The following is a 23194-nucleotide window of genomic DNA, read 5'->3' as shown; positions in this document are numbered from 1 at the left end:
GAGACGGCCACGGAGGCTCCCGTGACTTCCCCTTCCACGCCCCCGGGCCTCGCCCGCTTCAACGGTCTCCCCGAGGCCGCGGCCCGCGCCGCACTCCACGAGACCTGCGCCAGCACGGCCTGGGTGGACCGGCTGCTCGCCGCCCGCCCCTGCGCCACCCCCGAGGACCTCTACGCCGCGAGCGACGCCGCCCTGGCCGAGCTGACCGCCGACGACCTCGACGAGGCGATGGCCGGGCACCCGCCCATCGGACGCCCCCGGCCCGGCGACCCGACCTCCGCCCGCGAACAGCGCGGCATGGCCGGCGCCTCCGAGGACCTCAAGGCGCGGATGCTGGAACTGAACCTGGCCTACCAGGACCGGTTCGGCCACGTCTTCCTCATCTGCGCCACCGGCCTGAGCGCCGAGCAGATGCGCGCCGCGGTCGAGGAGCGGATCGGCAACGCGCCGGAGAAGGAGCGGGAGATCGTCCGCACCGAGCTGGGGAAGATCAACCGCATCCGCCTGGCCCGACTCGTCGAAGAGGACGCCTGACACCATGAGCACCAGCACCACCGCCTCCGTGTCCACGCACATCCTGGACACCTCGATCGGCCGCCCCGCCGCGGGCGTCGGGGTCCGGTTCGAGGCCCGCGCCGGCCGCGACGCCGACTGGCGGGAGCTCGGCGGTTCGGCGACCGACGCCGACGGCCGGTGCAAGGACCTGCCGGCCCTGCCGGAGGGCACCACCCACGTACGGCTCCACTTCGCGGTGGAGCCCTACTTCGCCACAGTCCAGCCCCAGCAAGCCGATGCGCAGCAGGACGCCCCCGCGACTCGGGACAGCGGTGCCGGCGTGTTCTTCCCGGAGGTGGCGATCACGTTCGCCGTCGTACCGGGCGAGCACTACCACGTACCGCTGCTGCTCAACCCGTTCGGCTACTCCGTTTACCGAGGGAGCTAGCTACATGACCGTTCAGCCCAGCCCGTCCCGCCCCGGCGGCCGCCCCGTGCTCCTCGGCCAGAACCAGTACGGCAAGGCCGAGAACCGGGTCGTCAGGATCACGCGCGACGGCGACACCCACCACATCAAGGACCTCAACGTCTCGGTGGCGCTCAGCGGCGACATGGACGACGTCCACTACTCCGGTTCCAACGCGCACGTGCTGCCGACCGACACCACCAAGAACACGGTGTACGCGTTCGCCAAGGAGCACGGCATCGCCTCCGCCGAGCAGTTCGGCATCCACCTCGCCCGGCACTTCGTCACCAGCCAGGAGCCCATCCACCGGGCCCGCATCCGCGTCGAGGAGTACTCCTGGGAGCGGATCGAGCACCACGGCCGCGGCGCCCACTCCTTCGTCCGCGCCAACCAGGAGACCCGGCTGGCGCAGATCACCTACGACGGCACGTCGTGGGAGGTCGTCTCCGGGCTGAAGGACCTGGTCGTGATGAACTCGACCGACTCCGAGTTCCACGGCTTCGTCAAGGACAAGTACACGACCCTGCCCGAGGCCCACGACCGCATCCTCGCCACCCAGGTGTCCGCCCGCTGGCGGTTCAACTGGACCGACGACGCCGAGCAGGCCCCCGACTGGGAGACCTCCTACGTCGAGACCCGCCGGCACCTGCTGGAGGCGTTCGCCGAGACCTACTCCCTCTCGCTGCAGCAGACGCTGTACGAGATGGGCGCCCGCATCGTGGAGCACCGCGACGAGATCGACGAAGTGCGCTTCTCCCTGCCGAACAAGCACCACTTCCTCGTCGACCTGGAACCCTTCGGGCTCAAGAACGACAACGAGGTCTACTTCGCCGCCGACCGCCCCTACGGGCTGATCGAAGCGACCGTCCTGCGCGAGGGCCGCCCGCAGCTCATCCCGGCGGACCTCACCAACCTCTGAGCGCCCCCCCCGCGACCGACCCCGGTCCCTCGGCACCCGTGGCCGGGCAGCCCGCGCTTCCCGGCCACGGCACTCAAAACTCCCCAGGGTCCTGCCGTGCCCTAGCCCTACAGTCCAGTGAGCGAGAAGGACGCACCATGGCAGCAGCCCAGCGCACCGTCATAGAGAACTGCGCGATCGCCACCGTCGACGCCCACGACACCGAGTACGCGAGCGGTCACGTCGTCCTCGCCGGCGACCGCATCGAGTCGCTCGGCGCGGGCCCGGCCCCCGAGGGCCTCCAGGACGTCGTACGGCGGATCGACGCCACCGGGCACCTGGTCACCCCCGGCCTGGTCAACACCCACCACCACTTCTACCAGTGGATCACCCGGGGTCTGGCCACGGACCACAACCTCTTCGACTGGCTGGTCGCGCTGTACCCGACGTGGGCGCGCATCGACGAGCCGATGGTCCGCGCCGCCGCCCAGGGCTCCCTGGCGATGATGGCCCGCGGCGGGGTCACCACCGCCATGGACCACCACTACGTCTTCCCGCACGGCTCCGGCGACCTGTCCGGCGCGATCATCGGCGCCGCCCGCGACATGGGCGTACGGTTCACCCTCGCCCGCGGCTCCATGGACCGGAGCGTCAAGGACGGCGGCCTGCCGCCGGACTTCGCCGTCGAGACCCTCGACGGCGCGCTCGCCGCCACCGAGGAGACCGTCCGCCGGCACCACGACCCCTCCTTCGAGGCGATGACCCAGGTCGCCGTCGCGCCCTGCTCGCCCTTCTCCGTCTCCACCGAACTGCTGCGCCAGGGCGCCGAGCTGGCCCGCCGCCTCGGGGTCCGGCTGCACACCCACGGCTCGGAGACGGTGGAGGAGGAGAAGTTCTGCCACGAGCTGTTCGGGATGGGCCCGACCGACTACTTCGAGTCCACCGGCTGGCTCGGCGAGGACGTGTGGATGGCGCACTGCGTCCACATGAACGACTCCGACATCGACGCCTTCGCCCGCACCCGCACCGGTGTCGCCCACTGCCCCTCGTCCAACGCCCGGCTCGCCGCGGGCATCGCCCGGGTGCCGGACATGCTCGCGGCCGGCGTCCCGGTCGGCCTCGGCGTCGACGGCACCGCGTCCAACGAGTCCGGCGAACTGCACACCGAACTGCGCAACGCGCTGCTGATCAACCGCCTCGGCGCCCACCGCGAGGCCGCGCTGACCGCCCGGCAGGCGCTGCGCCTGGGCACCTACGGCGGCGCGCAGGTCCTCGGCCGCGCGGACGCGATCGGCTCCCTGGAGCCGGGCAAGCTGGCCGACCTGGTGCTGTGGCGGATGGACACCCTCGCCCACGCCTCCATCGCCGACCCGGTCGCCGCGCTCGTCCTCGGCGCGGCGGCCCCGGTCACCGCGTCCTTCGTGAACGGCCGTCAGATCGTCGAGAACGGACGGCTGTTGATCGTCGACGAGGACGCCGTCGCCCACTCGACACGTGAGCAGGCCCGGCGCCTGGCGCGGATCTCCGCCCAGAACTGACCTGCCCAGAACTCCGGCCGGGAGGGACGGCTCCCGGCCGGCGGCCGTGGACCCCAGCGGGGCCCATGGCGACCGGCTCCGGGGCGTGCGCACGCGTGCGCCCCGGAACGGTCACCGTCGCCCCCTCCCGCGGGCCCCTGTCCGGCCCGCCCCGGTCCCGCACGACCACACCCGCACCACCTCCCTGACACCCACGGCGTGGCTCCGCACGCCGTGTAACCGACCGGAGGAGCAGCAGTGGCCGCACCCCATCCCGTCGACGAGAAGCTCCCCCCGCTCAAGATGGCCACCACGGGCCTGCAGCACGTGGCCGCCATGTACGCGGGCGTCGTCGCCCCACCCCTGATCGTCGGCGCGGCCATCGGCCTGTCCGCCACCGACCTGACCTTCCTCACCGGCGCCTGCCTGTTCACCGCGGGCCTCGCCACGTTCCTGCAGACCCTGGGCGTCTGGAAGATCGGCGCCCGGCTGCCGTTCGTCAACGGCGTCACCTTCGCGGGCGTCGCCCCCATGACGGCGGTCGTCGCCTCCACGCACGACAAGTCCGACGCGCTGCCCGTCATCTTCGGCGCGGTGATCGTCGCCGGACTCCTCGGCTTCCTCGCGGCGCCCGTCTTCTGCAAGGCGGTCCGCTTCTTCCCGCCCGTCGTCACCGGCACGGTCATCACCCTGATCGGCGTCTCCCTGCTGCCGGTGGCCTTCAACTGGGCCCAGGGACCCGACCCGGCGGCGGACGACTACGGTTCGGGCACCCATCTGGGCCTGGCCGGCGGAACCCTGCTGATCGTGCTGCTGCTGCGCCGCTTCACCCGGGGCTTCGTCAAGCAGATCGCCGTCCTGCTCGGCCTGATCGCCGGCACGCTGGTCGCGATCCCGTTCGGGGCCACCGACTTCGGGCCCGTCACGGACGCGGCCGTGGTCGGTTTCCCGACGCCGTTCCACTTCGGCACCCCGCAGTTCCACCTCGCGGCGATCCTGTCGATGTGCGTCGTCATGGTCGTCTCGATGACCGAGTCCACCGCCGACATGCTGGCGTTGGGCGAGATCGTCGAACGCCCGGCCGACGAGCGGACCATCGCCGCCGGCCTGCGCGCCGACACCCTCGGCTCGGCGCTGAGCCCGCTGTTCAACGGCTTCATGTGCAGCGCGTTCGCCCAGAACATCGGCCTGGTCGCGATGACGCGCATCCGCAGCCGGTACGTCGTCGCCACCGGCGGCGGGTTCCTGGTGCTGATGGGCCTGTGTCCGATGGCCGCGTCGCTGATCGCGGTCGTGCCCCGGCCGGTGCTCGGCGGCGCCGGAGTGGTCCTGTTCGGCTCGGTCGCCGCGAGCGGCATCCAGACCCTGGTCCGGGCCGGCCTCGACAAGGACAACAACGTCCTGATCGTCGCGGTCTCCCTGGCCGTGGGCATCGTGCCGATCACCGCGCCGGAGTTCTACCACGCCTTCCCGGAGACCGCGCGGATCGTCCTCGACTCGGGCATCTCGACCGGCTGCGTGGCGGCCGTCCTGCTCAACCTGGTCTTCAACCACCTGGGCCGGGACACCGACGCCGCGGACGTCACGCACCCGATGGAGGCGGGGACGGAACTCACCGGTGCGGCCACGGGAACCGCGGCGCCGCACGCCCCGGCCACGCCCTGAGGCTCGCTCCTCGACCTCCGGGGCCGCCCGCGCCTCTCACCCGAGAGCGGCGCGGGCGGCCCGGCAGGGGGTGGTCGAGGGCAGCCGGCCCGTGAAGTACGAGCGGGGCGGCACGCCCATCAGAGTGCGGAAGTCGGCCGTCATGTGCGACTGGTCGTAGTAGCCGCTGGCCGCGGCCAGCTCCCCCCAGGGCGAGGTCGGCCCGTACGCGAGGACGTGGCGCACCCGGTCGATGCGGGCGAAGTGCTTCGGCGAGACACCCACGCCGTCGGCGAACAGGTTGCGCAACTGCCGTTCGCTCACCGCCAGTTCGCGCGCCACGTCGGCCACCCGGGCCGGGGGCAGGCCCGGCCGGACGGACAGCGCGGCGACCCCGGCCCGCAACAGCCCGGCCCGCTCCGCCTCGGCGCGGGACGGGCCCTCGGGCAGCACCCGGACCAGGTGGTCCGCCCACTCCTCGGGCGCCAGGTCGCGCCCACCGTGCACCAGCCGGCGGGCCACACGGCCGGGCAGCTCGGCCAGCGCCACCGTACGCCCGGCCAGGTCGGCGGCCGCCACCCCGAGCAGCGGCCGCGCCGCGCCCGGCGCCAGCGCGAACCGCGCACAGGACGCCGGGCGTTCGCTCGCGTGGTACGCCGCCCGGGTGCGCGGGCCGATCACCAGGGCCCCGGGCCGGCCGCCGGCCGCGACGCGCACCACGAGCTGCACCGCCGGCTCCGGGACGTAGGTGTACGGCTCGCCGGGAGCGCCGTCCGTCGCCGACACCGCGAACCGGGTGACGTAGTCCCGCAGTTCCTCGGGCAGGGGCTGGACACGCTCGGCGACGGCGGAGGTCATGTCCCCACCGTACGCGCGCCCCCGCCCCGCACGGGCCGCGCAGCCGTGCCGGAATTTCCTAGCGGCGCACCGCCCGGGCCGCGCACGGTGAGGGCATGATCCTCGTGACCGGTGCCACGGGCTCCATCGGCAGTGAACTGGTACGACTCCTCACCACGCGCGGCGAGAAGGTGCGCGCCCTCACCCGGGACCCCGCGGCGGGCCGGGTACCGCCCGGGGCCGACGTGGTGCCCGGCGACTACCGCGACGCGGCCTCGCTGCGGGCGGCCATGGACGGGGTCGCGGCCGCCTTCCTGGTGGGCGTGCCGGGGCCGGACACGCGGCACGACGAGGCGCTGGTGTCCGCGGCCCGCGCGGCGGGCGTCGGCCGCCTGGTCAAGCTGTCCGCCATCGGCACGGGCGACCCGGACCTGGGCTCGTTCGGCGGCTGGCACGTGCCCGGCGAGCGGGCGGTGCGCGGGAGCGGGGCCGAGTGGACCGTGCTGCGGCCGTCCTCCTTCGCCTCCAACACCCTGGGCTGGGCGGGGGCGATCGGCGCGGGCGAACCGGTGCCCAACATGTCGGGCGACGGGCGACAGGGCGTGATCGACCCGCGCGACGTGGCCGAGGTGGCCGCGCGGGCCCTGCTCGACGCCGGGCACAGCGGGCGGACGTACACGCTGACCGGCCCGGAGGCGATCAGCGTCCCCGGGCAGGCGGCGGTCCTCGCCGACGTGCTCGGCCGCCCGGTCACCGCGCGGGACCTCTCCCCGGAGGAGACCCGGGCCCACCTGGCCGCCTGGGGGCTGGCCGAGCGGGCGGCCGAGGACGTGCTGGCCGGCATGGCCTACGTCCGCGCGGGCCGCAACGCCGTCGTCACCGAGGACGTGCCGGCCGTGCTGGGCCGCCCGGCACGCACCTATCGCGCGTGGGCGCGGGATCACCGGGCGGCGTTCGACGGGGCGTGAGGCCGGGGCGCGGGTGGGGTGAGCGGGGGCTCAGGCGTGCTCGGCCGCCCGTCCCCGCAGCACCGCCGCCGCCAGGGCCAGCGCGCCCAGGGCGACGAAGGAGGCGACCCGGAAGGCGAGCCGGTAGCCCTCGGCGGTGGCGGGGACCAGCGCGGCCCCGTCGTCCAGGAGGGCGTCCGTGCGGCCGGCGGCCAGGGTGGACAGCACCGCCAGGCCCAGGGAACCGCCCACCACCTGCGTGGTGTTGAACAGGCCGGAGGCGAGGCCGGCGTCCTCCTCCCGGGCGCCCGCCATCGCGAGGCCGGTCAGCGCGGGCATCGCGGCGGCGAACCCGACGGCCAGCAGGAGCAGGGGCGGCAGGACGTCGGTGGCGTAGCGGCCGTCTGCCGGGGCCCGGCCCAGCAGGGCCATGCCGGCCGTGATGAGGATCAGGCCGCCCAGCAGCACCCGGTACGCCCCGAACCGGCCGACGGTCCGCGCCGACAGGCCCAGCATCAGCGCCCCGATCACCAGCGGCGCCGGCAGGAACGCCAGCCCGGTGGTCAACTCGTCGTAGCCGAGGACGCGTTGCAGGTACAGGGCACCGATGAACTGGAAGCCGTACATGGTGGCGACCATCAGGACCTGGACGGCGTTCGCGCCGCTGACCAGCCGGGAGCCGAACAGCCGCAGGCGCAGCAGCGGGCGCGGTGCGCGGGCCTGGCGCAGGGTGAACGCCGCGAACAACGCCGCCGCGAGCACTCCCAGCAGGGCCGTCGTGCCCGCTGCCCGCCCGGCCGAGCCGACGATGACGTACACGGTGAGCATCAGCGCGCCGGTGATCAGGGCGGCGCCGGGATAGTCGGCGTTCCGGCCGAGGCCCTCCCCGGGGTCCGGGGCGAGCACCCGGACCGCCGCGGTCAGGGCGGCCACGCCGATCGGCAGGTTGATGAGGAAGATCCAGTGCCAGCCCGCCAGGTGGGTGAGCGCCCCGCCGAGGAACGTGCCGAGCGCGCCGCCCGCCGCGCCGACCGCGCTGAACACCGCGATGGCGCGCGCCCGTTCACGCGGCTCGGGGAACAGCGCGACCAGCATCCCGAGCACCACCGCGGAGGTCATCGCCCCGCCGACGCCCTGCAGTGCGCGCGCCGCGACGAGCAGACCCCGGCCGGTGGCCAGCCCGCACAGCACGGACGCGGCGGTGAACACCGCGAGGCCCGCGGCGAACATCCGCTTGCGGCCCACCAGGTCCCCGAGCCGGCCGGCCAGCAGGAGCAGCCCGCCGAAGGGGATGAGGTAGGCGTTGACGACCCAGGCGAGCCCGGCGCCGCTGAACCCCAGGTCGCTCTGGACGGCCGGCATCGCCACGGTGACGATGCTGCCGTCCAGGATGGTCATCAGGGTGCCCGCGCACAGGACGGCCAGGGACGCCCAGCGGGACCGGGTGGGGGACGGGGAGAGGACGGTCGGGGGACCGGCGGTGGTGGACATGGCCTGCGGGCCTCCGCATGCTCGACGGGAACCGTTCGTGCCCTTGGTGCACGACTTGTAACGGGACCCATCGTCGGTGACCATGGGAGGCGGTGTAAGGAGGCAGTCGGATGTCCCGGAGGAACACGGGTGTTACCCCGCAGGTCGTGAACGCGCACGCCTGTCCCGTCCGTGAGGTTCTTGACAGGGTCGCGGGCAAGTGGAGCGTGCAGATCCTGGTCGCGGCGGCGCACGGCCCGATCCGCTTCACCGAACTGGAGCGCGGCATCGAGGGCATCAGCCGCCGCATGCTGACGCTGACCCTGCGCAACCTGGAGCGCGACGGACTCGTCACCCGCACGGTCCATCCGACCGTCCCGCCCCGGGTGGAGTACGAACTCACGCCGGTCGCCCGCGAGTTGCACGAAACACTGCAACGGCTCACGGCCTGGGCGGAGCGCAACCGCACCTACGTCGCCGAGTCCCGCGCGACCTACGACGAACGGCACGCACGGGACCTGGTCGACGGGGGCGGCGTCTGAGGGAGGTCTTTCCGATCATCCGATGGCTGGGTTGGGAACGAATGACCGGCATGGGCCCAGACGTGAATGCTCCTGAACCCGGCGCCGAGCAGGCGGCCACGGGTCGTCTGCTCGATCTCGTCAGCTCCTTCGTCACCACGCAGGTGTCGTGGAAGCCGTTGTTCATCGGGGCGGTCATCACGGGCGAGGACCGTATGCGGCTCTACTTCCGTTCGCCTGAGCGGGACCGCACCTACGGTGCGGATGTACTGATCACCCGTACGGGGCCCGGCCTGCTCGGTGCCCTGGTCTCCCCGGCGTTCCTGGCGAACGAGCAGATGCATCGGCCGTCCGACGATCCGCACTGCGATGTGATCGTGGACCTGACCGACTACTGATGGTCGTCGTCCGGCACCGTGACCCGGTCACGCCCGGCGGGGTGAGGCCAGGAGGTAGCGGGTGCGGGTGCGGGGGTCGGTGTGTTCGCCGGTCTGCCAGCCCGCCGCCTCCAGGGTGGCCGCGCAGGCCCGCAGGGCCGCCGCGTCGGGAGCGTGCACGGCGACCGCCTCCGGCTGCGGGGTGGCGCGCACCCGGTAGCCGTCCGTGGCGTCCGGGCCGGCCGGGCGGTGACCGGCCGCCTCCAGGGCGAGCGCGGCGGCCTGCACCAGGTGCGCGCGCTCCCAGTCGCAGGGCCGGTCCGTGGCCCCGTCGCGCCGGGTCATCCGGCGCAGCTCCAGCAGGCCCTGCCAGGCGCTGTGCACCTCACGGGCCCGGCGGGGCGAGGCGTCCGTCGTCTCCTCGCCCCCGATGCGGGCGCTGAACACCCCGCTGTCCGCGGCGGGCGCGGACTGCCGGGCCGGGGCGACGGGGTCGGGCGGCCGGGTGAGGGACTCCCGCATCCGGTGGCCGGCCGGGGTGAGGAAGTGGTCGTGCGGCGGCCGGGGGTGCCGGAAGGCCAGCCCGCGCCCGACCAGCGCCGCGAGCTGCGCGGGCGTCCCGGTCAGCCGCCCCGTGACCGGATCGGCGCCCTCGATCATCCGCCGCTGGGCGGCGGTCGGCGGACGGCTCACGACACGCTCCCTCCGGGCCCGTCCCGCCCCTCCCGGCGCGACCTCTTCGTCCGAAGGCTACGGCGCGGGTCTGACAACCGGGGTGGGCGTACGCCTGTGGAGGGGGCCGCACACGCCCCCGCCCGCCGTTCCGCCGGTCCGGGACGCTACTCCGGCGGCCGGATGTTCCACCCCGCGATCACCGGGCGCCCGTGCTCCGTGCTCAGGCGGCACAGGGTGCCCGTGGCCAGTTGGAACAGGGCGCCGGAGGACGGCGGCAGGCCCAGCCGGCGGGCGGTCAGCACGCGCAGGAAGTGGCCGTGGGCGACCACCACCACGCAGCCCTCGGTGTTGGCGAACGCCGCGTCCACCTTCGCCAGCGCCCGGTCGGCACGGCGCCCGACCTGTTCCGGGCTCTCCCCGGGGTGGTCCGGCGGGCCGGGGGCGACCCCGTCGTCGAACAGGAACCAGCCCGGCCGCTCCCGCTGGATCTCGACGGTGGTGACGCCCTCGTAGCCGCCGTAGTCCCACTCGCGCAGGTCCGAGTCGATCCGCACGTCGTGCAGGCCGATCAGCTCGGCCGTCTCGCGCGCCCGCTGCAGGGGGCTGACGAACGCGGCGCCGATGCGGTGGGAGCGGATGAGCGGCACCAGCCGCCGCGCCTCCTCCCGCCCGCGCTCGGTAAGGGGGACGTCCGTCCACCCGGTGTGCCGTCCGGACCGCGACCACTCGGTCTCGCCGTGCCGGACCAGGAAGAGATCACTCATGGCCCCAGGCTAGACGGGCGTCACTGCCGGTACCCGCCGAGGAACCGCCCGATCCGTCCGATCGCCGCCTCCAGGTCGTCCGCGTGGGGCAGGGTCAGGATGCGGAAGTGGTCGGGGGAGGGCCAGTTGAAGCCGGTGCCCTGCACCACCTGGATCTTCTCGCGCAGCAGCAGGTCGAGGACGAACCGCTCGTCGTCGTGGATCGGGTGGACCTTGGGGTCAAGGCGCGGGAAGGCGTACAGCGCGCCCTTGGGCTTCACGCACGTCACGCCGGGGATCTCGTTCAGCTTCTCCCAGGCCACGTCGCGCTGTTCGCGCAGCCGGCCGCCGGGCGCGGTGAGTTCGCCGATGGACTGCCGGCCGCCCAGCGCGGCCTGGATGGCGTACTGCGCGGGCGCGTTGGCGCACAGCCGCATGGAGGCCAGCATCGTCAGGCCCTCCAGGTAGTCGCGGGCGTGCTGCCGGGGGCCGGTGACCACGAGCCAGCCGGAGCGGAAGCCCGCCACCCGGTAGGTCTTGGACAGTCCGCAGAAGGTGAGGACCACCAGGTCCGGGGCGAGGGCGGCGGCCGAGTGGTGCACCGCGTCGTCGTAGAGGATCTGGTCGTAGATCTCGTCCGCGAAGACCATCAGGCCGTGGCGGCGGGCGAGGTCGAGGACGCCCTCGACGATCTCCTTCGGATAGACCGCGCCGGTGGGGTTGTTGGGATTGATGAGGACGACCGCCTTCGTGCGGTCGGTGACCTTCGACTCCATGTCGGCCAGGTCGGGGTACCACTCGGCCTGCTCGTCGCACAGGTAGTGGACCGCCTTGCCGCCCGCCAGCGTCGTCACCGCCGTCCACAGCGGGAAGTCCGGCGCGGGGATGAGGATCTCGTCGCCGTCCTCGACCAGCGCCTGCACGGCCATGGAGACCAGTTCGGACACGCCGTTGCCGAGGAACACGTCGTCGACGTCCACCGCGAGGCCGAGCGTCTGGTAGCGCTGGGCGACCGCCCGGCGGGCCGACAGGACGCCGCGCGAGTCGGTGTAGCCGTGCGCCCGGGGCAGCATCCGGATCATGTCCTGGAGGATCTCCTCCGGCGCCTCGAAGCCGAACAGCGCGGGGTTGCCGGTGTTCAGGCGCAGCACACTGTGCCCCGCCTCCTCCAGCGCGTTGGCCTGCTCGATCACCGGGCCGCGGATCTCGTAGCAAACCTCGCTCAGCTTGTTCGACTGCCGGAACTCCATGCGCCCCTCCGGGAACTCGTGTTGCTTGGTTTTACCAAGTGCGAGCTTGGAAAGTCCAACGACTTGTCTAGACTGCGTCGCATGTCACCTCGCCGAAGCTACGACCAGTACTGCTCCGCCGCCCGGGCCCTCGACGTCGTGGGCGACCGCTGGACCCTGCTGATCGTCCGGGAACTGCTCGCCGGTCCGCGCCGCTACACGGACCTGCACGCCGACCTGCCGGGCGTCAGCACGGACGTACTCGCCTCGCGGCTGAAGGACATGGAGAGGGACGGCCTGACCACCCGCCGCCGGCTGCCCCCGCCCGGCGCCGCCTACGTCTACGACCTCACCCCCCGCGGCCGGGAACTGCTGCCCGTCCTCCAGGCCCTCGGGGCATGGGGACAGCCCGAGTTGGGGGAGCGGCGGCCCACCGACGCGGTGCGCGCCCACTGGTTCGCCCTGCCCCTGCTGCGCGCCCTGGAGGGCCAGGGCCTGGTGGAAGTCCGGCTGGAGGAGGGCGAGTTCCACCTGCACGTCGGCGCCGGGGACGGCCCGGTCTACGGCGACGGGGCCGCGTCCGCCGAACCCGACGCCCGGCTGGTGCTGGACACCGCCACCTGCACGGCCGTCGCACGGGGCGAGGTGAGCGTGTCCGACGCCGTGCGCGCGGGCCGGATCGAGGTGACCGGCGAGGGCACCCTCGCCAAGGCCCTGCGCGAGGGGTGACCGGTCGCAGGGGCGCGCCCGGACGGGGTCCCCGAACAGCGGGAAGGGCCCACCGCGTCGTGCGGTGAGCCCTTCTGACGGCACATCAGAGGTGTGGCCTACGGCCTCGTCACGCCCCCGGCGGCACCCGGGACGGGCGGCCCGTGCCCCGTGTGAGGACGTAGCCGCCGATGCCGGCGAGCGCGGCCAGCACCGCGCCGATGCCCGTCCACACCCAGCGGTCCGACCACCAGCCGGACGACCAGCCGCCGTCCGGCTCGATGCTCGACAGCACCGCCGTCCTCCTCGAGTCGTCGTCCTTGCCGTCGTGCTGCGAGGCGACCGCGACACCCGGCACGAGCGGCTCCGCGAGCCACCCGTCGACCGCGGCCGACCCGCCGATGTCCTTGGACTCCACCCGGACGGAGGCGTCGACCGGCTGGCCCAGGTCCGCCGTCTGCAGGCGCACGGTCGTCAGCCGCACGTAGTACGTGCCCGGCAGCGGGTCGTCGGCCCACGGCTCCGACCAGGCGCGGACGGTGCGCAGCACGCACTCCACCTCGACCTCGGCCGTGCCCTGGGCGGCGGTGCGCGTCTGGGCGCCGTACTGGCACGCCTGGCGGCGGCGCAGCCCGTCGTACACGTCGACCTGCCAGGTCTGCGCCGCGTGGGACGCGGGCAGTTTGACCGTCGCCCTCACCGTGGGCCGTTCCAGCACGTCCGCCGCGAACGACCAGTACAGGTAGTCGCCCGTCGAGGCGCTCGCCGTCGCCGTGCGCCCCTGGTCGATCTCCGTCGCCGTACGGAACGACGTGCCCGCCGACGTGGGCGCCGAGGCGTCGCCCGAGGGGCTCGCCGAAGGGGTCGAGTCGGCCGCGGCGGGACCCGCCGCCAGCCCCAGAACCAGCAGGGCCGCGCCCCACACCGTGGTCATCCGCATCAGTTGGTCCTCCAGACCGCGACACGCCAGCGCGACAGCCAGCCCCACACCAGACCCGCGAGGAAGCTGAACAGCACCAGCGCGCCGAGCAGCCACCACCCGCGGCCGAGCCCGAACGACGCCACGTCGTCGGCCTGCGACGGGCCGTCGACCACGTCCACGGTCAGCTCGACCGGCATGCCGGGCGTGGTCTTCACCCCGGAGGCGGCCGAGAAGGAGTTCGTCACCAGCAGGCACACGGTCTCGGCCGGCGCGTCGTCGTCGTCGGAGTCGGCCTTCGGGTAGCGCAGGCCCGTCGATATGACGTCGGTGCGGCCGCTGCCGGCCGCCTCGCCGCGCACGATCTCCCGGCCGTGCGTGGTGAACGCCCGTACCAGCAGCCCGTGGTCGGGGTTCATGGTGCGGTCGGCCGCCACGCTCACCGAGGCGCGCAGCTCCTTGCCGGGGTCGACGTCGACCCGGTACCAGCGCTCCTGCCCGAACTCCTCGCGGTCCGTGTACAGGCCCGACTTCAGCGTCGGCGCCTTCGGGCAGGAGGAGCCGCCCTCGGTGGCCACCGGGGTGACCACCGGGTCGGCCGCGCGGTCCACCAACTGGTTCACCTTGTCGGTGAGTTCGTCCGTGTGCTCGACCGAGGTGTAGGTGCCGCCGGTGGCCTCCGCGATGCAGCTGAGCTGCGCCCGCATCTTGGTGTTGGGCACCAGGCCGAGCGTGTCGATGGTCAGGCCGATGCCCTTGGCGGCTATCTCGCGGGCCACCTCGCACGGGTCGAGCGGGGCGCAGGTGTCCTCGCCGTCGCTGATCAGGACGATGCGCTTGGAGCCCTCGCCGCCCTCGAGGTCGTCGGCGGCCTTCAGCAGCGCCGGGCCGATCGGCGTCCAGCCGGTGGGCGACAGGGTTGCCACGGCGGACTTGGCCTCGGTGCGGTCCAGCGGGCCCACGGGGTAGAGCTGCGCGGTGTCCTTGCAGCCCGTCCTGCGGTCGTCGCCGGGGTAGGTCGCGCCCAGCGTGCGGATGCCGAGCTGCACCTCCTCGGGCGTGGCGTCCAGCACCTCGTTGAACGCCTGCTTGGCCGCGGCCATCCGCGTCCCGCCGTCGATGTCCTTGGTGCGCATCGAGCCGCTCACGTCGAGGACGAGGTCGACCTTCGGCGCCAGGGCGGTGGTCTCGTCGGCCACCGCCCCGGCCGGGAACGCGATCCCGGACGCGAGCGCGGCGAGCAGGGCGCAGACGCCCGCCGCCAGCCGTTGTGTTCTGATCATCGGCGGATCCTATTGATCAGAGGTGCCCGGCTTCAAAACGAGGTCAGAAGGCGGGCTGAACGCAGGTGTTGCGGGACGGTGCCGCGGTCGGTCCCGTCACCCGGCCAGCGGGTTCGGCAGCCCGGCCCACCGGTCCCCGCCCCCTTCCGTCGACAGCCGCATCAGTGTCAACGCCTTGACGGGCAGCGGGTCCTCGCACAGCGCCGCCAGGTCCGGCGTGCGCGGCAGGTGCCGTACGGCGGAGGCCAGGGCCTCGGCCAGCGCGGTGCGGCTGCCGGTCGTGCCCGCCAGGGCGCCGCCGACGAGGGAGCCGAAGAGCTTGCGGCGCAGGGCCGTCGGGTCGTCGGTGAGGATCCGGGCGGGCAGCTCCGGCAGGGGCACGCCGTGCCGGGCCAGCCGCGCCGGGCTCACCCGGATGTCGGCCAGGTCGCGGTAGACCAGCCGCAGCGGGGCCCCGGACGGCCCCAGCACCACCAGCAGGTTCTGGCCGTGCGCCTCCAGCGCCACGCCCGCCTCCAGCAGCCGCAGGCCGACGGTCAGCGCCAGCCGGGCGAAGTCGGCCGACCAGGCCGCCGAGCGCGGCAGGCCGGTGAGCGGGAGCGCGGCCACCGGTACCACGCGCTCACCGGGCCCGGCGTACCCGCCCGGCGCCTCGCGCAGCACCGCCGCCAGGTCGGGGGAGTCGGCGGTGGCCGCGCCCAGCGTGCGGGTGACGTGCAGCAGGCCGTCGGCGCGCGCGGCCACGGCCTCGCCGAACGCCGACAGCGTCGCCGCGCCGGTCACCGAGGCGACCGAGATGTCCCGCACCGACGAGGTCAGGCGGGCGCTCAGCGCGGTTTTGACGTGCGGCCCGTCCGGCAGGGCCAGCGTGCGCAGGGACATCAGCGGACGGGCGGCCGGGCCCCGGTCGCCGGACCGCTTGAGCACGTGGTCCGCCTGCCACGGGTGCACCGGGATCAACAACCGTCCGCCGTCCCGCAGTTCACCGGGCCACTCGCCCGACACCAGGCACTCGCCCGCCGGCACGGGCAGCAGCCCCAGCCGGACCACGGGCCGGTGCTCGGGCCCGTACGCGAACTGCTCGGCCACCGAGAAGCCGGGCCGCGAGCGGCAGTTGGGGTGGTACGGGTGCCCGTCGACCACCCGCTGCTCCCACTCCCAGTCGTGCCGCGGCCACGGGGCCGGCGCTTCCGGGGGCGCCTCCTGTGCGGCCCGGGACAGCGCCAGCGAGGCGACGCTGTGGCCCAGCTCGGCCGCGAAGCCCGCCCCGCGCGGCACCCCGAGCGCCGCCGTCAACCGCGCGGGATCGTCGTACACCGTTCCGGCGAGGCGTACGGCGCCCACGTAGGCGTCGGTCGCGTACGGGTCGGCGGGCGGACCCTCCAGCCGGCGGCCGTCGGCCAGACGCAGCGCGAGGCCGTCCCGGCCCGGTGCGCGCCCGGTGATCCAGGGCAGCGGCTCATGGGCCAGCGCCCGCCACAGACGGGTCAGCACGGCGGCCCGGGCGCCGGGCAGGTCGGCCGCGTACCGGGAACCGAGGGCGGGGCGCAGGGCGGCCAGCTCGGCGGCGACCTCGGCCTCGGCGGTGGGGGGACGGTGCACGGTCTTGCTCCTCGGGTACACGAACGGCGGGCCGTGACGACAGCGATACTGATCGTCCCGCCCGACGAACCGTAGAGAACGAGTGGAACGCGTGGACGTCAACCCCCCACCCGCCGACGTGGCGCACCTGCCGGACCCGGCCGAAGCCGACACGGCCGACGCGTACGCGGCCGCGCCGCTGCTGAACTGCCTGCTGCGGGAGGTCGCCGAGCCGCTGCGGCAGGAGGGCGGACGGCAGGTCCACCGGCTGCCCAGCGGACGGCTGCTGCGCGTGCGCGGCACCCGGCGGCCCGCGCTGCCGGAGGTGCGCGCGGCCGGCGCCTGGCACCGCCTCGACCACCCGGAGCTGGTGAAGCTGGTCGCGGAGGAGCTGCGCCGGCACACCGGCCTGTCCAACCACGAGCTGCCCGCCGAGATGCTGGACAGCCGGGCGGCCGTCGCGGCCCTGCTCGCCGCCCGCGCACGCACCGCCCCGCCCGACGACCTCTACGTGCGCTCCGAGCAGTGTCTGCTGACCGGTCACCCGCACCACCCGGCGCCCAAGGCGCGCGGCGGCGGTCCGGCCGCCGCCTGGCTGCCGTACGCGCCCGAGGCGTACGCCCGCTTCCCGCTGGTCCTGCTGGGGGTGCGGGAGGACCAGGCCGTCGAGGAGGGCGACACCCGCGCCCTCGACGCGCTGGGCACCGCACCGCCCGGCTACCGGCTGCTGCCCGCCCACCCCTGGCAGCTCGACCTGGTGGGCCGCGACCTCGCGGCCGCCTTCGCGGACGGCCGCCTCGTCCGGCTGGGCGAGACCGGCTTCCCGGTCCGGCCGACGGCCGCGGTCCGCACGGTGTACGCCCCGCAGCGCGACCTGTTCCTGAAGTTCAGCCTGGACGTCCGGATCACCAACGACATCCGCCGGCTGTGGCGTCACGACCTGCTGAGGCTGCGCCGCACGGACGAGGCGGTCGCGACCGCCTTCGCGGCGGCCGGCCCGGGGACCGCCGGACCGGGAACGGGAGGCGCGCGGACGGGGGGCCCGCGGACGGACGGCCCGGGCGGGAACGGTCGGGGCGCGGGCGGGCGGAGCACGATCCGGCCGGCCGCGGCCTGGCTGAGCGACCGCGCCTACCGCACCGCCGCCTTCGCCTTCGAGGAGCTCGCCGTGCTGGTCCGCGACGGCTTCGGCGGGCACCTGCTGCCGGGCACCACGCCGCTGCTCGCGGCGGGTCTGGCCGAGGGCTTCCCCGGCAGCCCGCTCGCGGCCACGCGGGACCCGGTGGGCTGGTGGGCGGCGTACCTGTCGGCCGTGGTGCCGCCCGTGCTCGGCGCCTTCGCGGGCCACGGCGTCGTCCTGGAGGCCCACCTGCAGAACACCCTCGTCGCCGTGGACGCCGACGGCACCCCGGCGCAGGCCCTGTTCCGGGACGCCGAGGGCGTCAAGCTGCTGCCGGAGGTGTCCCGCGCGGCGGGCTGGGAGCGGCTGGTGTACTGCCTGGTCGTCAACCACCTCCGGGAGGTCGCCGCGGCCCTCGCCGAGCACCACCCCGGCCTCGACCCCTGGCCGGCCGTCCGCCGCGAGCTGGCCCGCGCGGACCTCCCCGAGGCCACCGCCCTGCTGACCGCGCCCACCCTGCCCGGCAAGACGAACCTGCTGCTGCGCTGGACGGCGGCCGACGGCGCCGCGGCCCGCTACCTGCCGCTGCCGAACCCGCTGGCCCGCGGATGAGCTGAACTACGCTGGCCGGTGTGCTGCGCGACGTGACTGCTGTTCGATACGTGACCCCGCTCCGGTCCGGCGGCTCCGTCCCCGGGGTCGTCGAGGCCGACGACGACGGCACGTACGTCGTGAAGTTCACCGGGTCCGCGCAGGGCCGCACGGCGCTCGTCGCCGAGGTGATCGTCGGGGAGCTGGCCCGGGCACTGGGACTGCGCGTGCCCGAGCTGGTCCTCGCCCACTTCGACCCGGCGCTCGGGGCGCACGAGCCGCACCACGAGGTCCGCGACCTGCTGAACGCCAGCGCGGGCCTCAACCTCGGGATGGACTTCCTGCCCGGCGCCCGCGACTTCACCCCGGAGATCGCGCGGGTCTTCCCCGTGGACCCGCTGGAGGCCGGCCGGATCGTCTGGCTGGACGCGCTGACCGTCAACGTGGACCGTACGGTGCACAGCTCCAACCTGATGGTGTGGCCGACGCTCGGCACGGTCCCGCCGCAGCTGTGGCTGATCGACCACGGCGCGGCGCTGGTCTTCCACCACCGCTGGGACGTCTCGGCGCCGGAGAAGCGCTACGACTTCCGCCACCACGCCCTCGGCCTGTACGGCCCCGACGTGCGCGCCGCCGACGCCGAGCTGGCGCCGAGGGTCACCGAGGAGCTGCTGCGGGAGGTCGTCGCCGAGGTGCCCGACGCGTGGCTCACCGGCTTCGCGACGCCCGACGAGGTCCGCGCCGCCTACGTCGGCTACCTCCACGCGCGCGTGCGGGCGTCGCAGCAGTGGCTGCCCACCGACTTCCCGAGCCCCGAGGAGCTGGCCGCCGAGAACGCCCGGCGCGCGGAACGCAGCCGGCGGGGCCGCCCGGCCTGGCTCAAGCAGGTGCCCGACCTGCACGGCAAGCCGCCCGCGGAGCAGGACTGGTCGGTCCACCTGGGGTGAGCGGGGGGGCGCGGGCCGGCGGGAGCGGCGCTCCCCGCGGCACACGCCCCGCCGGGGCGGTCAGCCCTTGAGCTGCTCGTAGGCGGGCAGCGTCAGGAACTCCGCGTAGTCCTCGTCCAGGGCGACCTGGAGCAGCAGGTCGTGGGCCTGCTGCCAGTGGCCGGCCGCGAAGGCATCTTCGCCGAGTTCGACGCGGACAGCCGCCAGTTCCTCGGCGGCGACCTTGCGGGCCAGCTCCGGGGTGGCCTTCTCGCCGTTCTCGAACTGCACGCCCGCGTTGATCCACTGCCAGATCTGGGAGCGGGAGATCTCGGCGGTCGCCGCGTCCTCCATCAGGTTGAAGATGGCGACCGCGCCCAGGCCCCGCAGCCAGGCCTCGATGTAGCGGATGCCGACCTGGACGGCGTTGACGAGACCGGCGTACGTGGGCTTAGCGTCGAGGGAGTCGACGGCGATCAGGTCGGCGGCCTCGACGTGGACGTCCTCGCGCAGGCGGTCCTTCTGGTGTGGCCGGTCGCCGAGGACCCGGTCGAAGGACTCCATGGCGATCGGCACCAGGTCGGGGTGGGCCACCCAGGAGCCGTCGAAACCGTCGTTCGCCTCGCGGTCCTTGTCGGCGCGGACCTTCTCGAAGGCGACCCGGTTGACCTCGGGGTCCCTGCGGGAGGGGATGAAGGCCGCCATGCCGCCGATGGCGTGCGCGCCGCGCTTGTGGCAGGTGCGCACGAGGAGTTCGGTGTAGGCGCGCATGAACGGCGCGGTCATCGTGACGGCGTTGCGGTCCGGCAGGACGAACTTCTCCCCGCCGTCACGGAAGTTCTTCACGATGGAAAACAGGTAGTCCCAGCGGCCGGCGTTCAACCCCGAGGCGTGGTCGCGCAGTTCGTAGAGGATCTCCTCCATCTCGTACGCCGCCGTGATCGTCTCGATGAGGACGGTGGCGCGGACGGTGCCCTGCGGGACGCCGACGTGGTCCTGGGCGAAGACGAACACGTCGTTCCACAGGCGGGCCTCGAGGTGGGACTCCGTCTTGGGCAGGTAGAAGTACGGGCCCTTGCCGAGGTCGATCAGGCGCCGGGCGTTGTGGAAGAAGTACAGGCCGAAGTCGACGAGGGCGCCGGGCACCGGGCGGCCTTCGGCGTCGACGAGGTGGCGCTCGTCCAGGTGCCAGCCGCGCGGTCGCATGACGACGGTGGCGAGTTCGTTCTCGGCGCGCAGCGCGTACGACTTTCCGCTGCGCTCGTCGGTGAAGTCGATGCGGCGGGCGTAGGCGTCGATCAGGTTGAGCTGGCCCGTGACGACGTTCTCCCAGGTCGGCGCGGAGGCGTCCTCGAAGTCCGCGAGCCACACCTTCGCCCCGGAGTTCAGAGCGTTGATGGTCATCTTGCGGTCGGTGGGGCCGGTGATCTCCACGCGGCGGTCGTTCAGGGCGGCGGGGGCGGGGGCCACCCTCCAGGACTCGTCCGCGCGGATCGCGGCGGTCTCCGGGAGGAAGTCGAGCGTGCAGGTGCGGGCGATCTCGGCGCGGCGCTCGGCGCGGCGGGCGAGGAGTTCGTCACGGCGCGGCGTGAACCGCCGGTGCAGCTCCGCCACGAAGGCGAGCGCCGCGTCGGTGAGGACCTCCTCCTGCCGGGGCAGGGGCTCGGCGTCGACGATGGCCAGCGGGGACGGCGCTGGTGCGGACATGAGCTGTCACTTCCTTCAGCGGTGGCACCGGATGCCAACAGGCACGAACGGGACAGAAGGCACCGGATGTGCGGACGGACGCTTCTGAGCAGTGGATACTAGTTTCCTCATCGTGGAACTTCAATGGTTTGTTGATGTCGAGATTCTCCGGTTCGAGCCAAGGTGGCGCTCGGTGCCACCCCGTTCACTCAAGGTGGCCCAGGTCCGCCACCGTGTCGATGTCATGGGGCCGGGCGACGTCACCGCACTCGACCAGGGCGATCTCCCCGTCGTGTGTCCGCAGGTAGCCGCGCGCGCCGCGGTCGCCCGTCGCCGCCGCCGCGACCCCCGCCCAGTGGGCCGCCCCGAGCAGCACCGGATGGCCGCGCACGCCGTCGTAGGCCGCCGACACCAGCGACGTGTCGTCCCGGTGCGCGGCCAGCACCCGGGCCACCGCCTCGGGCCCGATGCCCGGCTGGTCGACGAGCGAGACGACGACGGCCCGCGCCCCCGTCCCCGCCAGCGAGGCCAGCCCGGCCCGCAGCGAGGAGCCCATGCCCTGCTCCCAGTCCGGGTTGTCCACCAGGACGCACCCGTCGAGCGCCGCCCGCTCCCGTACGGCGTCGGCGGCCGCCCCGAGGACCACGTGCACGCGCGCGAGGCCGGCCGCGTGCAGGACGCCCACCGCGTGCTCGACCAGCGGCCGGCCCCGGTGGACGAGCAGCGCCTTGGGCCGGCCACCGAGACGCCGGCCCCCGCCGGCCGCGAGCAGCAGCCCGACGACGCTCCCGGTGGCCCGCGCCGCCGGATCCGCGTCGGCATGGAGGTGTTCCGTACGAGTCATGGCTCCTGCATACCCGACGGGGCGGCGGGGGGCCCGTCCGGGCGGGTCGGCTCCGGCGCGCGGCGCGCCGCGCTCACGCGCGGCTGAATTTCCGTCCCCGCTGTGGCGTGGTGGGGCCCGGTGGCGTTTACTGACCCGCGTCCCCGCGGCGTCCGGCACTGTCGCAGGGGCGGCGGGGGCTTGCCGGGCAGGCCCCGGGGGAACACGACGGACCGGCGCACGACGGCGTGCGAGGGGGGAAGCTGTGTTGCGGAGCTTGGGGCAGAGGCCAGTGACCGGCAGCGAGAACGATCCCAGGGTGACGGGGCTGCGGACCGCGGTGTCCCGGCTGCGCCGCGAACTCGCCGTGCTCCCCGCGGACTTCCCGGACCGTGCGACGGCCGAGGACGAACTCGCCGCCCTCGCCGCGATGGCGACCCATGGTGTCCCCGAAGTCCCTCGCCTGCGCGGCTCGTTGCTGCTGATCGCGGGAGCGATCGGCTCGGTCAGCGCCCTCGCGGGCGGACTGTCGGACGTGCGGCACGCGGTCGAGCTGTTCGGCGAGCCGCCGCGCCGGTGACGCGCCTCGCCGCGCCGCCGACGCGAACTGCCGTGCCGTCGAGCTGCGCCACCGCGCCGCTGACGCTAACCGGCATGCCACCGGCCCGGGTTGCCGCGCCGCTGAGCCACCGCGCCGTCCGGCGCGCGCGCCGGACGGACGGCCGCTCGCTCACGCCTGGTTCTGGCTCACCAGTGCCGCGGACAGCTCCCCGGCGATCTGCTGGAGCACCGGCACGATCCGCTCCGTGGCGGACTCGGTGACCCGGCCCGCCGGACCCGAGATGGAGATGGCCGCGGCGGTGGGGGCGTCGGGGACCGGCACGGCGAGGCAGCGCACGCCGATCTCCTGCTCGTTGTCGTCGACCGCGTAGCCGGCCCGGCGGACCTCCTCCAGCGCCGCCAGGAAGCCCTCCGGAGTGGTGATGGTCTTCTCGGTCGCGGCCGGCATGCCCGTGCGGGCGAGCAGGGCGCGCACCTCCGCGTCGGGGAAGTCCGCGAGCAGCGCCTTGCCGACGCCGGTGGAGTGCGGCAGGACGCGCCGGCCGACCTCGGTGAACATGCGCATCGAGTGCTTGGACGGCACCTGCGCCACGTACACGATCTCGTCGCCGTCGAGCAGCGCCATGTTGGCGGTCTCGCCGGTCTCCTCGACCAGTCGCGCCAGGTACGGCCGCGCCCAGGTGCCCAGCAGCCGGGACGCCGACTCGCCGAGCCGGATCAGCCGCGGCCCGAGCGCGTACCGCCGGTTGGCCTGCTGGCGGACGTACCCGCACGCCACGAGGGTGCGCATCAGGCGGTGGATGGTCGGCAGGGGCAGCCCGCTGCTCGCGGACAGCTCGCTCAGTCCGACCTCGCCCCCCGCGTCGGCCATCCGCTCGAGCAGGTCGAAGGCGCGCTCGAGGGACTGCACGCCTCCGGCGGCGGACCTGGCGGAGTCGGTGGTGCTGGCGCTGGACGTCGGCACGGCGCGTTCCTTTCGGGACTGGCGGGGAGGGCAGAAGCCTACCCGCCGGTCGCTTGACTGCCGGGTTGTGCGTAACTACGTTCTGCTGGTTGGAATCCTAATTCCGCTTTGTGGAAACGTCCAGACTGTCGGCCGCGGGTGCACTGTGGAGGAGTGTGCCCTTGACGGCGGATGGGCGGGAGGGAAGACTTCTTCAACAGAAAGTTGAATTCC

The 23194-nt window shown here is 74.1% G+C and carries 23 protein-coding genes; 12 read left to right on the top strand and 11 right to left on the bottom strand.

Going from position 1 to position 23194, the window contains the following annotated elements; translation table 11 throughout:
* Positions 1–21: 21 nt before the first annotated feature.
* From uraD to E4U92_RS05995, 5 genes are all read left to right on the top strand, one after another.
* Positions 22–534, top strand: a complete 513-nt coding sequence (uraD, locus tag E4U92_RS06015; RefSeq protein ID WP_137299192.1) for a 2-oxo-4-hydroxy-4-carboxy-5-ureidoimidazoline decarboxylase — start codon at positions 22–24, stop codon at positions 532–534.
* A gap of 4 nt (positions 535–538) precedes the next feature.
* Positions 539–943, top strand: coding sequence for a hydroxyisourate hydrolase (uraH, locus tag E4U92_RS06010; protein ID WP_137299191.1), 405 nt, complete (start codon positions 539–541; stop codon positions 941–943).
* A 4-nt stretch (positions 944–947) separates the two neighbouring features.
* Positions 948–1880, top strand: coding sequence for a factor-independent urate hydroxylase (pucL, locus tag E4U92_RS06005; RefSeq protein WP_137299190.1), 933 nt, complete (start codon positions 948–950; stop codon positions 1878–1880).
* A 137-nt stretch (positions 1881–2017) separates the two neighbouring features.
* Positions 2018–3397: an 8-oxoguanine deaminase gene (locus E4U92_RS06000; protein WP_137299189.1), complete on the top strand. Its 1380-nt coding sequence runs from the start codon at positions 2018–2020 to the stop codon at positions 3395–3397.
* A gap of 282 nt (positions 3398–3679) precedes the next feature.
* Positions 3680–5041, top strand: coding sequence for a nucleobase:cation symporter-2 family protein (locus E4U92_RS05995; protein WP_137299503.1), 1362 nt, complete (start codon positions 3680–3682; stop codon positions 5039–5041).
* A gap of 36 nt (positions 5042–5077) precedes the next feature.
* On the opposite strand, the gene E4U92_RS05990 is transcribed toward E4U92_RS05995, so the two are convergent.
* Complete coding sequence (locus E4U92_RS05990; protein WP_137299188.1) at positions 5078–5878, bottom strand: AraC family transcriptional regulator; 801 nt, start codon at positions 5876–5878, stop codon at positions 5078–5080.
* Positions 5879–5973: 95 nt separating this feature from the next.
* On the opposite strand from E4U92_RS05990, the gene E4U92_RS05985 reads away from it, so the two are divergent.
* Positions 5974–6825, top strand: a complete 852-nt coding sequence (locus tag E4U92_RS05985) for an NAD(P)H-binding protein (RefSeq protein WP_137299187.1) — start codon at positions 5974–5976, stop codon at positions 6823–6825.
* A 30-nt stretch (positions 6826–6855) separates the two neighbouring features.
* On the opposite strand, the gene E4U92_RS05980 is transcribed toward E4U92_RS05985, so the two are convergent.
* Positions 6856–8295 carry an MFS transporter gene (locus tag E4U92_RS05980; RefSeq protein WP_137299186.1) on the bottom strand — a complete coding sequence of 480 codons (1440 nt, stop codon included), beginning with the start codon at positions 8293–8295 and terminating at the stop codon, positions 6856–6858.
* 110 nt (positions 8296–8405) lie between these two features.
* Here E4U92_RS05980 and E4U92_RS05975 point away from each other — a divergent pair, with 110 nt between their 5' ends.
* Together E4U92_RS05975 and E4U92_RS05970 are read left to right on the top strand one after the other, a co-directional pair.
* Positions 8406–8816, top strand: a complete 411-nt coding sequence (locus tag E4U92_RS05975; protein ID WP_137299185.1) for a winged helix-turn-helix transcriptional regulator — start codon at positions 8406–8408, stop codon at positions 8814–8816.
* A gap of 41 nt (positions 8817–8857) precedes the next feature.
* Positions 8858–9193, top strand: a complete 336-nt coding sequence (locus E4U92_RS05970; protein ID WP_137299184.1) for a hypothetical protein — start codon at positions 8858–8860, stop codon at positions 9191–9193.
* A 27-nt stretch (positions 9194–9220) separates the two neighbouring features.
* Here E4U92_RS05970 and E4U92_RS05965 read toward each other — a convergent pair whose 3' ends face one another.
* The 3 genes from E4U92_RS05965 to E4U92_RS05955 form a co-directional block, all read right to left on the bottom strand.
* A complete protein-coding gene (locus tag E4U92_RS05965) occupies positions 9221–9865 on the bottom strand; it encodes a hypothetical protein (RefSeq protein ID WP_137299183.1) in 645 nt (214 codons plus the stop codon).
* Positions 9866–10011: 146 nt separating this feature from the next.
* Positions 10012–10611 (bottom strand): histidine phosphatase family protein, encoded by a 600-nt coding sequence (locus tag E4U92_RS05960; RefSeq protein WP_137299182.1) that lies wholly within the window; start codon positions 10609–10611, stop codon positions 10012–10014.
* 20 nt (positions 10612–10631) lie between these two features.
* On the bottom strand, positions 10632–11840 hold the full coding sequence (locus E4U92_RS05955; RefSeq protein ID WP_137299181.1) for a pyridoxal phosphate-dependent aminotransferase: 1209 nt from the start codon (positions 11838–11840) through the stop codon (positions 10632–10634).
* A gap of 81 nt (positions 11841–11921) precedes the next feature.
* Between E4U92_RS05955 and E4U92_RS05950 the strand changes: the two genes are divergently transcribed.
* Positions 11922–12548, top strand: coding sequence for a winged helix-turn-helix transcriptional regulator (locus E4U92_RS05950; protein WP_137299180.1), 627 nt, complete (start codon positions 11922–11924; stop codon positions 12546–12548).
* Positions 12549–12657: 109 nt separating this feature from the next.
* Here the strand turns inward: E4U92_RS05950 and E4U92_RS05945 are convergent, their stop codons facing one another.
* From E4U92_RS05945 to E4U92_RS05935, 3 genes are all read right to left on the bottom strand, one after another.
* Positions 12658–13467, bottom strand: a complete 810-nt coding sequence (locus E4U92_RS05945) for a hypothetical protein (protein WP_137299179.1) — start codon at positions 13465–13467, stop codon at positions 12658–12660.
* Positions 13467–14729, bottom strand: a complete 1263-nt coding sequence (locus E4U92_RS05940) for a VWA domain-containing protein (RefSeq protein WP_137299178.1) — start codon at positions 14727–14729, stop codon at positions 13467–13469. Before E4U92_RS05940 ends, E4U92_RS05945 begins: the two co-directional genes overlap by 1 nt.
* Positions 14730–14825: 96 nt before the next feature.
* Positions 14826–16331, bottom strand: a complete 1506-nt coding sequence (locus E4U92_RS05935; protein ID WP_137299177.1) for an IucA/IucC family protein — start codon at positions 16329–16331, stop codon at positions 14826–14828.
* Positions 16332–16413: 82 nt separating this feature from the next.
* Here E4U92_RS05935 and E4U92_RS05930 point away from each other — a divergent pair, with 82 nt between their 5' ends.
* Both E4U92_RS05930 and E4U92_RS05925 read left to right on the top strand, forming a co-directional pair.
* A complete protein-coding gene (locus E4U92_RS05930) occupies positions 16414–18042 on the top strand; it encodes an IucA/IucC family protein (protein WP_137299176.1) in 1629 nt (542 codons plus the stop codon).
* A gap of 20 nt (positions 18043–18062) precedes the next feature.
* Positions 18063–18968 carry a HipA family kinase gene (locus E4U92_RS05925; protein WP_137299175.1) on the top strand — a complete coding sequence of 302 codons (906 nt, stop codon included), beginning with the start codon at positions 18063–18065 and terminating at the stop codon, positions 18966–18968.
* A gap of 60 nt (positions 18969–19028) precedes the next feature.
* Here the strand turns inward: E4U92_RS05925 and aceB are convergent, their stop codons facing one another.
* Entirely contained in the window at positions 19029–20654 is a 1626-nt protein-coding gene (gene aceB, locus E4U92_RS05920) for a malate synthase A (RefSeq protein WP_137299174.1), read from the bottom strand.
* A 184-nt stretch (positions 20655–20838) separates the two neighbouring features.
* Positions 20839–21477, bottom strand: a complete 639-nt coding sequence (locus tag E4U92_RS05915) for a nucleotidyltransferase family protein (RefSeq protein ID WP_137299173.1) — start codon at positions 21475–21477, stop codon at positions 20839–20841.
* A 244-nt stretch (positions 21478–21721) separates the two neighbouring features.
* On the opposite strand from E4U92_RS05915, the gene E4U92_RS05910 reads away from it, so the two are divergent.
* A complete protein-coding gene (locus E4U92_RS05910) occupies positions 21722–22036 on the top strand; it encodes a DUF5955 family protein (RefSeq protein ID WP_137299172.1) in 315 nt (104 codons plus the stop codon).
* 150 nt (positions 22037–22186) lie between these two features.
* Here the strand turns inward: E4U92_RS05910 and E4U92_RS05905 are convergent, their stop codons facing one another.
* Positions 22187–22981 carry an IclR family transcriptional regulator gene (locus E4U92_RS05905; protein WP_137299171.1) on the bottom strand — a complete coding sequence of 265 codons (795 nt, stop codon included), beginning with the start codon at positions 22979–22981 and terminating at the stop codon, positions 22187–22189.
* Positions 22982–23194: the final 213 nt, after the last annotated feature.

The sequence above is a fragment of the Streptomyces galbus genome, from assembly GCF_005280195.1.
Lineage (GTDB): Bacteria > Actinomycetota > Actinomycetes > Streptomycetales > Streptomycetaceae > Streptomyces > Streptomyces galbus.
Note: the sequence above shows the minus strand (reverse complement) of the source record. Positions and strands in the feature narration are given on the sequence as shown.

Excerpts from the sequence above, each read along its gene's own strand:
- uraH (WP_137299191.1), top strand. The coding sequence starts at position 539 with ATGAGCACCAGCACCACCGCCTCCGTGTCCACGCACATCCTGGACACC.
- pucL (WP_137299190.1), top strand. The coding sequence starts at position 948 with ATGACCGTTCAGCCCAGCCCGTCCCGCCCCGGCGGCCGCCCCGTGCTC.
- E4U92_RS06000 (WP_137299189.1), top strand. The coding sequence starts at position 2,018 with ATGGCAGCAGCCCAGCGCACCGTCATAGAGAACTGCGCGATCGCCACC.
- E4U92_RS05995 (WP_137299503.1), top strand. The coding sequence starts at position 3,680 with ATGGCCACCACGGGCCTGCAGCACGTGGCCGCCATGTACGCGGGCGTC.
- E4U92_RS05990 (WP_137299188.1), bottom strand. The coding sequence starts at position 5,878 with ATGACCTCCGCCGTCGCCGAGCGTGTCCAGCCCCTGCCCGAGGAACTG.
- E4U92_RS05985 (WP_137299187.1), top strand. The coding sequence starts at position 5,974 with ATGATCCTCGTGACCGGTGCCACGGGCTCCATCGGCAGTGAACTGGTA.
- E4U92_RS05980 (WP_137299186.1), bottom strand. The coding sequence starts at position 8,295 with ATGTCCACCACCGCCGGTCCCCCGACCGTCCTCTCCCCGTCCCCCACC.
- E4U92_RS05975 (WP_137299185.1), top strand. The coding sequence starts at position 8,406 with ATGTCCCGGAGGAACACGGGTGTTACCCCGCAGGTCGTGAACGCGCAC.
- E4U92_RS05970 (WP_137299184.1), top strand. The coding sequence starts at position 8,858 with ATGACCGGCATGGGCCCAGACGTGAATGCTCCTGAACCCGGCGCCGAG.
- E4U92_RS05960 (WP_137299182.1), bottom strand. The coding sequence starts at position 10,611 with ATGAGTGATCTCTTCCTGGTCCGGCACGGCGAGACCGAGTGGTCGCGG.
- E4U92_RS05955 (WP_137299181.1), bottom strand. The coding sequence starts at position 11,840 with ATGGAGTTCCGGCAGTCGAACAAGCTGAGCGAGGTTTGCTACGAGATC.
- E4U92_RS05950 (WP_137299180.1), top strand. The coding sequence starts at position 11,922 with ATGTCACCTCGCCGAAGCTACGACCAGTACTGCTCCGCCGCCCGGGCC.
- E4U92_RS05945 (WP_137299179.1), bottom strand. The coding sequence starts at position 13,467 with ATGCGGATGACCACGGTGTGGGGCGCGGCCCTGCTGGTTCTGGGGCTG.
- E4U92_RS05940 (WP_137299178.1), bottom strand. The coding sequence starts at position 14,729 with ATGATCAGAACACAACGGCTGGCGGCGGGCGTCTGCGCCCTGCTCGCC.
- aceB (WP_137299174.1), bottom strand. The coding sequence starts at position 20,654 with ATGTCCGCACCAGCGCCGTCCCCGCTGGCCATCGTCGACGCCGAGCCC.
- E4U92_RS05915 (WP_137299173.1), bottom strand. The coding sequence starts at position 21,477 with ATGACTCGTACGGAACACCTCCATGCCGACGCGGATCCGGCGGCGCGG.